The organism is Amycolatopsis sp. NPDC003731 (genome assembly GCF_053586895.1).
In genome coordinates, this window is record NZ_JBSFNC010000036.1 from 66,464 (window position 1) to 75,349 (window position 8,886).

The window sequence follows — 8,886 nt, forward strand, 5'->3', positions numbered from 1 at the left end:
AGTCTAGGGGACCAGGTTGCCCGCGGCGGCGAGGAAGGCGTCGATCAGGGGTGTTCGGCGCGTCGCGAGCCAGGCCAGGGACACCTGGTTCGGCCCGATGTCCTCGACCGGGACGCCGATGACGTCCGAGCGGGTGTAGAACGTCGCCGTCGACAACGGGATGACGCTGATCCCGGCGCCCGCCGCGACCAGTTCGAGCTTCTCTTCGACGCTGTCGATCCGCGGGACTTCCGGGCGGTCGGGCCGGCGGAGCTCGAGGGCGATGTCCCGCCATTCCGGGACGGCGTCGGGGTCCTGCAGCAGGTGCTCGTCGGCGAGTTCGGTGACCGGCACGGACTCCTTCCCGGCCAGGCGGTGCCCGGCGGGCACCATGACGACGCGGGGTTCGGTGAACAGTGGCCGCACGGTCAGCCCGCGCTGGTCGGCCGGCAGCCTGATGATGCTGACGTCCACGCGGCCGTCGTGCAGGACTTCGACCTGGTCGTGCCAGCTGGTGCGCAGCAGCCGGACGGCGATGCCCTGCCGGGCCAGTGCCCGCACCGCCGGGGTGACCACGATGCCCGGCATGAACCCGACCGTGAGGACCGGCTTCGCTTCGGCCGCGGCCGTGACCCGGCGGTGCACGGCTTCGGCCGCGGCCAGCAGGTCGCGGGCGTCGGTGAGGAGCTGTTCGCCCGCCGCGGTGAGGACCGTGCTCCGGCGGTCGCGGACGAACAGCGGCGTCTTCAGTTCGTCTTCGAGGGCGCGGATCTGGCGCGACAGCGCGGGCTGGGCGATGTGCAGGCGCGCGGCGGCCCGGCCGAAGTGCAGCTCTTCGGCGACCGCGACGAAGTAGCGCAGCTTCCGCAGGTCGAAGTCCACGTCGGCCCACCTCCCGCGCCCATCATCGCAGGTCTGTGATGCCGTCGCGGCATCACAGCGTGCGGAACGGGTCTTGGACGCGCCCGGGGCACCGGGGTCACCGTGGAGGGGCAACGGAACGCGATCGAAAGGACAGTGATGAAGGTCTTCCTCACGGGCGGTTCGGGTTACATCGGCCGGGCGACGATCGGCGAGCTGGTGCGGGCCGGGCACACCGTCGAGGCGCTCGCGCGCAGCGACCGCGCCGAGGCGGCGGTGGTGGCCGCCGGGGCGAGCGCGGTCCGCGGTGGCCTTTCCGACCTCGACGTGCTCAACCAGGCGGCGGCGCGGGCGGAAGCCGTGATCCACCTCGCCCAGGCCACCAGCGGCGAGGAGGATCTGGCGGCCGCCACCGCGGTGCAGGACGGCGTCGGCGGCGGCACCTACGTGCACACCGGCGGCAGCTGGGTCTACGGCGACACCGGCGGCGTGCGGGACGAGACCGCGCCGTGGAACCCGCCGGGCGTCGTCGCGTGGCGCAAGCCCGTCGAAGACGCGGTGCTGGCCCGCGCGAAGAACGGCGGCCGGCCGGTCATCGTGCAGCCCGGCCTGCTCTACGGTGGCGACAACCGCCTGATCGACGTCTTCTTCGTCCAGCCGGGCAAGGAAAGCGGCGCGATCCCGTACCTCGGCGACGGCGGCAACCACTGGGCCCTGATCCACCTCGACGACCTCGCCCGCCTCTACGTGGCCGCACTGTCCGCTCCGGCGGGCTCGGTGTACCTCGGGGTGGGCGGGGTCAACCCGACCGCCAAGGAGGTCGCCGAGGCCTGCGCCCACGCCGCCGGGCTCGACGGCAAGACCGTCTCCCTCAGCATCGAGCAGGCCCGCGAGCAGATGGGCCCGATCGCCGACGCCTTCGCCCTCGACCAGCAGCTCACCTCGGCCAAGGCACAACGCGAGCTCGGGTGGACACCGGTGCACACCGACCCGCTGACCGAGTTCACCGCACAATGAACCAGGAACCGGGAATGGACCGCGAAGCGGTGCTGTGGTCCGAAGAGGAGCGTGTTCGCGGCTCACGGCCGCTCCTGGTGATGCTGCACGGCTGGAGTTACGACGAGACACACCTGGACCGGCTGATCACCCCGCGGTTGCCGGACGAGGTCGTGGTCGCCTCGGTGCGGGCGCGGATTCCCGAAGCCGGTGGGTACGCGTGGTTCCCCAGTGCGGGCAACCCGATCGGTGATCCGCGGCCGCAGGTGGCGAACGCGGCGGCGCTGGACGTGCTCTCGTGGCTGGAGACCGTCGAGGCGCCGTCGATCGGGCTGCTCGGCTTTTCGCAAGGTGCGGCGATGGCGCACCAGCTCATGCGGTGGGCGCCGCACCGGTTCGCCTACTGCGTGAACCTGGCGGGGTTCGTCGTGCGCGACGAGCAGCCCGGCGACGCGGCGCTGAGCGGCACGCGGCCGCCGGTCTACTGGGGACGCGGGCGGGAAGACCGGGTCATCCCGCCCGGGGCGCTCGCGCGGACCGAACGGTGGCTCGCTCGCCACGCCACGGCCGAGGTCCATATCTATCCCGGGCTGGGCCACGACGTCCGCGGCCAGGAGATCGACGACGTCGCCAACTTCGTCGGCAAGCAGATCACTTCAGCAGGAGGTCCGGATGACTTCGAGAGTCCTCACCATCGGCGGTGACCTGCGTGCCGGCCGGATCGGTTTCGGCGCCATGCAGCTGACGGGGAAGCAGGTTTGGGGCGAGTACCCCGATCGCGACGGCGGCATCGCCGTCCTGCGCGCGGCCGTCGACGCCGGTGTCACGTTCATCGACACCGCCGACGTCTACGGACCGCACACCAACGAGGCGCTCATCCGCGACGCACTGCACCCGTACCCCGAAGACCTGGTCATCGCGACCAAGGGCGGACTCGTGCGCGGCGGCTTCGACTACGCCACGCTTGGTGCCGTCGGCAACCCCAATTACCTGCGGCAAAGCGCCCGCCTGAGCGCGCGCCGGCTGGGTGTCGACACGATCGACCTGTACTACCTGCACAGCGGCCGCGCCACCGATGCGCCATTCGAGGACCAGGTCGCCACCCTCGCCGCGTTGCGGGAGGAAGGACTGATCCGGCACATCGGACTGTCCAATGTGACCCTCGAACAGTTCCGGTCCGCGCGGGAGATCGTGGAGATCGCGGCGGTCACCGCCCATTTCAACGCGAGCGCGCGCACCGGCGCGGACCTGCTGCGGGCCGCCGAGGACAGCGGTGCGGTCTTTTCGCCATGGCACCCGCTCACGCTCACCGAAGGCCCCGACACGGGCAAGGTCATGACGGTGCTCGAGCCGATCGCCGCCCGGCACGGGGCGACCGTCCGGCAGATCGCGCTGGCGTGGTTGCTGCACCGCTCGCCGGTGATGCTGCCCATCCCCGGTACGAGCAGCGTCACGCACCTCGAGGAGAACCTGGCGGCCGCGGACATCGAGCTGTCCGGCGAGGACGTCGCGGTGATCACCGGCCTCGCCACGGAGGTGTGAGCATGTGACTGCCGCTCCGCGGAACCTGGTCCACGGTAGTCGCAGTGGCGTGCGTTGCGCTGCCGGCGATCGCGTCCGCGCACGGCGGGCCCGGCGTCACCATCGCCACCGCGTCCAACCCGCGGCAGGACCTCGTCGGCGGCCCGGAGGTTCTGGTCCGGTTGACCGCTCCCAGCTCGTTCGTCTTGCGGGCCGACGGCCACCCGGTGGGGGCCTGACGCGACCGGCGGACGGGAGCTTCCTCGGCTCAGCAGCCGGCACCAACGGCGCGTCCTGGAACATCCTGACAGCGGCACCGAGCACGTGCCGAGCGAGGCGTTGATGCTTGTGATCCGCCGCACCGGGACGCGGGCGACGTAGACGACATCGGAGCCGTCCAGCGCGGCCAGTGACGCCGATTCGCCGGTTTCCTCGGCGAGGCTCATCAGCATCGGCTGGGCGGTCTCGCTCATGGCGTGCGAGGTCGAGTGGTGCTGGCCGACGCTGAGCACGCGCGGGGTCAGCGACCAGCGCGGGCGTCATCCGCGACCGAAGGAGCATCATCGAGCGGCTCAGCTCCGGGCGCCGTGCCGCCACGGAACGCAAAGCCCAGTCGCACGAAGCCCAAGCCACCGAGCGCTGGAACGCACTCGGATGGCTGGTGCCCTGGCTGCCGAGCCGTGGGTCATCGACCTGCACGGCCAGGACCCTTTCGCATCTCTGCACCGACCGCCTGAATGACCTACCGATCGTGATCGACGAACTGGTCGCCAACGCCTACCGCCACGGCGGCGGACCGGTCCAGGCCCTGCTGACGGCCTTGGCCACGCCGTGCCGTGGGCATGTCGCTGGTCCATGAGCTGCCGACACGTGCGGTGTGCATGAGAACCCGGGTTTCGGCGGGAAATCGGTCTGGGCGCGCTTTCCCGCGGCAACCAGGCCCGAGCACCCTGCCCCTGACAACGAGTTCACTCCCCGAGACGATCACCGACTCATCCCGGGGCTACGGGTTTGCGGGAGTCGTTGCGATCTTGCACACGGGGTGCGCGTCAACCCGACGAGAGTCTCCACCCGGCGCGCCTCGAACTGCTGAGGGTGCCGAAGTCAAGACGACGGCCGCCAGGCAAATACGTGACTCACTCCATCGGGTGACGAGTGTACTTACGCTGTTAGGCTGACGTGGGCGGATGGGCGTCACGGAACCCCGGGAATCGCGGGACGCGTGGCACATATTTCCGACGGCCCCGCGGCTTTTGAGCGCTACGCAGGGCGGATCACCGCACTCCCCGGCGGTGGGGAAATTTCGGTAAAGAGCTCGCAACGGTGGCGTCATGCATCGGTCATGTGGTCCCGCACCATTGGCCGGACCAGATCTCCGTTCCGCCATCCGGCCGTACCGGGGATGGTCCGGTCGGAACCCATGAAGGGGAAACATGCGCGCACCTTCGCTGCGGTTCGGGCGGGGAAGACCGCCGCGCTTCGCCGTGGCCGCCCTCGCCGGGATCGCCGTGATGCTCGCCTGCCCGGCCGTGGCGGCCGCGCACGGGGAAGGCGCTCCGGGCACCGTCGCCCCGGGGGAGCCCCGCCACGATCACGTTCCGGGTGCCCAGCGAACGCGCGACGACGGTGCGGCTGGAGGTGCTGTTCCCGGACCGGCCCGCCGTCGTCTCGGCGAAGCCGCGGAACCTGCCAGGGTGGCAGATCAGCGTGCGGCCGGACGAGGGCGACGCGATGGCGGGCGAGCCGGTGACGTCGATCGTGTGGGAAAACGGGACCGTGCCCGCCGGCGCGTTCCAGGAGTTCCCCGTGCTGATCGATGCCCTGCCCGACGGCGTGCTCGCTTTCCAGGGGCTGCAGACCTATTCGGACGGCCAGGTCGTGCGCTGGGGGCAATGGGTCGATCCCACGGACCCGCCACAGCCCCAGCCCGAACACACGCCCGTCGTCACCGTAATTTCGGCTGATATGCCCGAAATGACCGGCGTGAACGTTCTCACGCGCGGACTGGTCGAGGGCGCGCTCGTGGTCGCGCTGGTGGTTGCGGGAATGGTGGTACTGCGCAGGCGATCCGCCGCCAGCAGACCCGAGATCGCCGGCGAAACCCTCGAGCGGGAAAAAGTCCAGCTGTAGCCCGACGGAACCGGATGGGGTGGCGATGGTGGAGGTTCAGCAGGGCCCGGGCGCTCGGAGCCTGCCGGCGGACGCGTTGGAACAGTTGCGGCGCCAAGCCGTGGCCGCGGTCGGGTCCGGGCTGTCGCAGACGAGGGTCGCGAGCATGTTCGGCGTGTCCAGGAAAGCGGTCGGCTCCTGGGTGCGGGCCTACGAGTCCGGCGGCGAGTCGACGCTCCGGCCCCGGCCCCGCGGCCGCCGGGCCGGCGAGCAGTTGGTGTTGTCCGCGGCCCAGCAGGGCCGGGTGGTCGACGTCCTGGCCGCCGGGCCACCCGACGCGGCCGGGCTGCCGTGGCTGGTGTGGACGCGCAAAGCCGTCGCCGAGCTGGTCGCGCGGGAGTGCGGTGTCGTGCTGTCGGGGACGACGATCGACAAGTACCTGCTCCGGTGGGAACTGATCAGCCGCGACGGCATGTTCTCCCGGCGGCCCGGCTGCCCGGGAATGCTGCTGGTGACCTGTACCCACCCGCGCTCGCCCACGGGCTCCCGCGCGCTGCACGCCCTTGTCGCGGTGAGCGGCCGCGGCACGCTGCAGTTCCTCGTCGCGGCGGCGCCGTTCACCGGCGTCGCCGAGTTCCGGCGCCGGCTGCGGATGCAGTGCGGCCGGGAGGTCCGGCTGGTCCCGCACGACTGGCCCACCGCACACCCGGCTCTGCTCGACGACGGCCAGGACGTCGTGCTGCCGGCCTGAACCCGGCATTTCCCGACCGCCGATCCGGAATCCGGATCGGCCATTTTTCCTGCGCCCATGAGGTGTTACCCCCGCGTAAACAGTTTACCGGGTTTCCGGATCGCATCCGGTGATTTCGCCGGAAAGGAGTGCCTTGCTCGCTTTGAAAGGGTTACAGGGTAGCCGGTTCCATCCCGATCACGACCTCACTCTCCCCGTCGCCGGTGTGTCCGCTATTTGCCTGCCGCGGTTGGCGTGGCGTTACCGGACCGAATCGACGGAAGCGGCCATAAGCCCTGGTAGGAGGGGTGGGTCCGGCAGTGGCAACATCGCCGCAACGCACGTTTTCACGCTGCTGGTCAACAAAGCGGTGAAGCTGCGACCATGCCGTCGTCCGGGTTTTCCCAGCCTGGCACATCCGGACCGCGAATACCTGAGACCCGGCCAAGAAGTCTGGCGCCCGAGGAGGCGGCACGTGCGAACCACACCATTTCTCACCGCGGCAGCGCTGACCCTCGTCTTCACGAGTCCGACGTCCGCTCTCGCGGCCGAAGCTCCGGTGACGGTGGCGGAGTGCTCCGCCACGGTGACCGGCGTGCCGGGCAAGCAGCTGGCGCTGGCCCCGGCGTCGGTGACCGAGCCCGTGGTGTCCGCCCTGTCCCGCCTGGACCCGCTGGGCGTGCTCACCGGCACCTTCCGGTCGCTCTGGGCCGGCACGGCCCCGATCCCGCTGGGGACCGTCCCCGCGGGCCAGGCGGTGATTTCGGGGACCCGGATCGCGGACGCGGTGGTCGCCCGCCTCGGCGAGCTTCCCGTGCTCGCGCCGGTGCTCGCCCCGCTGGTGTCCACCGTGCGCGCGTCGCTCGCCCCTCTCTGCAGCATCGTCGTGCGCGGCGAGGCCCCGGGTGCTCCTCCGGCCGATTCGCCGGCGACACCCGCGAATCCCACGCCGCCCGGTGCGGCCGGTGGTTCGCCCGACGGCGGTACCCCGATCGCCGGGCGGCAGTGGACGATCGCGGCCGTGCCCGGCTCGACGGCGGGCGGGGGCGCGGTATTCGGCACCCCGATCCCCGGACAGCTGCCCGGAGCCGGCTTCCCGGCCGGTGCCGAGGTGCCGCAGGCGGGCGGGCAGGCGCCGGTGGTGCTGGACGCGCGGCGCTCGGCCGGATCGGCGGAGACACTGGCCGCGCCACGGGGCGACGCGCTCTCCTGGCCGGTCCTGGCGGGGATCCTGCTGCTGGCCGCGGTGAGCGCCCAGCTCGTGCGCAGATGGGGCTTCCGCCGCCCCCGCTGACCGCGAAGCCCCGTTACTCCCCGGTTACGGCGACCTTCGCAGGAGGGACGAGCGGTGACAGCCCGTTCACGAAAGGACGTTCCTCATGAACAGCGCAGTTGCCAGTATTCGGAACTTGACCGTGACCGATCGTGACGCACGCAGTCTCTCCGCGGACGCTCTCGAAGCGCTCCGCCGGCGAGCCGTCGCCGCTGTCGAAGCGGGCGTGACGCGGGCGGAGGTCGCCCGCCTGTTCGGGGTCTCCCGCAAGACCGTCGGCGCCTGGGTCACGGCCTACCAGCGCCAAGGCGACGATGCGTTCCGGCCACGACGGAGGGGGCGGCGGCCCGGTGAGCAGTTCGCGCTGACGGCCGGGCAGCAAGCTTGGATCGTGCGGACGATCGTGGCGGGCCTGCCGGAGCGGTGCGGACTGCCGCAGCGGCTCTGGACGCGGCAAGCGATCTCCGAGTTGGTCCGCGAGGAGTTCGGCATCCTGATCAGCTCGCCCACGGTGTCCCAGTACCTGACCCGCTGGGGGCTGGTGGAGGAGCACCGGTTGCTGGAGATGCGGCGTGGCCGGGTCTTGTCGGGCCGTCCGCGCGAACCCCGGCCCGGCAACGAATGGATCCCGGACGCGGAAGTCCTGTGGCTGGCCTGGACGCGCCCGCACACGCCGGCCGATCCGCGGCGCGGCCCGGTCGAAGGCCGGCAGAACCTGCTGACGGGATTCCGCGACTACTACGGCGACGTCAACCTCCTGCTCGCTCTTTCGCACCGGGGAATGGTGTTCTTCCAAGCGCAGCAAGGGGCCTTCGACGTGGAGCAGGCGAACGAATTCATGACGCGGCTGACCGGCCAGTTCAACCGGGGACTCAACATCGTCGTCTGCGAGTGGCCCGCCGAGCACGACGGAATGCTGCGGGCCTGGCCGGAGCCCCGCCCGGGCCGGCTGTCGGTGCGGTTCACGCTCGGCTGACGCTTTCGAAAGGGAAATAGCCGTCTTGCGATCACGCCAAAACCGAGTAGTATTTGACAGCAGAGCCGAGTTGAGGTCTGCGGAAAAGCTCACCGCCCTCGTCGGGTGTTGTGAAAACGATGATACAGCGAATTCATTTCCCGGCCACGACGCTGTTTCCGATGCTGGTTTGACTTGTGCTGCGAACCGATGCGGACAACCGGGAGAGCCATGACCGTCAACACCCTTCCTTCGGCCGATCTCGACCTCGAAGTGCTGCTGGCGCACAAGGAAACGATCGCCGACGGCGTCGTCCGGCTGGTGTTCCGCCACCCAACGGGGGACCGGTTACCGCCGTGGGCGCCGGCTCGATGGGGAACTCGACCGGGAACTTCAAGGAGTTCTGGGACGTCATCCGCGCGCACCCGGTGCTGCAGGGCGGGTTCATCTGGGACTTCGTGG

At 70.7% G+C, this 8,886-nt stretch carries 9 protein-coding genes and 1 pseudogene; 9 read left to right on the plus strand and 1 reads right to left on the minus strand.

Going from position 1 to position 8,886, the window contains the following annotated elements:
* Window positions 1–3: 3 nt before the first annotated feature.
* Window positions 4–861, minus strand: coding sequence for a LysR family transcriptional regulator (locus tag ACWDN5_RS17750; RefSeq protein ID WP_449677069.1), 858 nt, complete (start codon window positions 859–861; stop codon window positions 4–6).
* A 138-nt stretch (window positions 862–999) separates the two neighbouring features.
* Here ACWDN5_RS17750 and ACWDN5_RS17755 point away from each other — a divergent pair, with 138 nt between their 5' ends.
* The 9 genes and pseudogenes from ACWDN5_RS17755 to ACWDN5_RS17795 form a co-directional block, all read left to right on the plus strand.
* Window positions 1,000–1,857: an NAD-dependent epimerase/dehydratase family protein gene (locus ACWDN5_RS17755; protein WP_449677070.1), complete on the plus strand. Its 858-nt coding sequence runs from the start codon at window positions 1,000–1,002 to the stop codon at window positions 1,855–1,857.
* A 14-nt stretch (window positions 1,858–1,871) separates the two neighbouring features.
* A complete protein-coding gene (locus tag ACWDN5_RS17760) occupies window positions 1,872–2,540 on the plus strand; it encodes an alpha/beta hydrolase (RefSeq protein ID WP_449677071.1) in 669 nt (222 codons plus the stop codon).
* The gene (locus tag ACWDN5_RS17765; RefSeq protein WP_449677072.1) at window positions 2,509–3,378 is read left to right on the plus strand and encodes an aldo/keto reductase; all 870 of its coding nucleotides are present in this window, start codon (window positions 2,509–2,511) and stop codon (window positions 3,376–3,378) included. The genes ACWDN5_RS17760 and ACWDN5_RS17765 overlap by 32 nt, the downstream gene beginning before the upstream one ends.
* 44 nt (window positions 3,379–3,422) lie before the next feature.
* Complete coding sequence (locus tag ACWDN5_RS17770; protein ID WP_449677073.1) at window positions 3,423–3,596, plus strand: hypothetical protein; 174 nt, start codon at window positions 3,423–3,425, stop codon at window positions 3,594–3,596.
* 1,342 nt (window positions 3,597–4,938) lie between these two features.
* Window positions 4,939–5,487: pseudogene (locus ACWDN5_RS17775) on the plus strand (DUF1775 domain-containing protein); the annotation flags it as partial.
* A gap of 25 nt (window positions 5,488–5,512) precedes the next feature.
* Window positions 5,513–6,217, plus strand: a complete 705-nt coding sequence (locus ACWDN5_RS17780) for a helix-turn-helix domain-containing protein (protein WP_449677074.1) — start codon at window positions 5,513–5,515, stop codon at window positions 6,215–6,217.
* 454 nt (window positions 6,218–6,671) lie between these two features.
* Window positions 6,672–7,490, plus strand: coding sequence for a hypothetical protein (locus ACWDN5_RS17785; protein WP_449677075.1), 819 nt, complete (start codon window positions 6,672–6,674; stop codon window positions 7,488–7,490).
* Between the two features lie 121 nt (window positions 7,491–7,611).
* Window positions 7,612–8,445 carry a helix-turn-helix domain-containing protein gene (locus tag ACWDN5_RS17790; RefSeq protein WP_449677076.1) on the plus strand — a complete coding sequence of 278 codons (834 nt, stop codon included), beginning with the start codon at window positions 7,612–7,614 and terminating at the stop codon, window positions 8,443–8,445.
* A gap of 350 nt (window positions 8,446–8,795) precedes the next feature.
* Window positions 8,796–8,886 (plus strand): glycoside hydrolase family 2 TIM barrel-domain containing protein (locus ACWDN5_RS17795; RefSeq protein ID WP_449677077.1); only part of this gene is annotated, 91 nt, incomplete at its 3' end.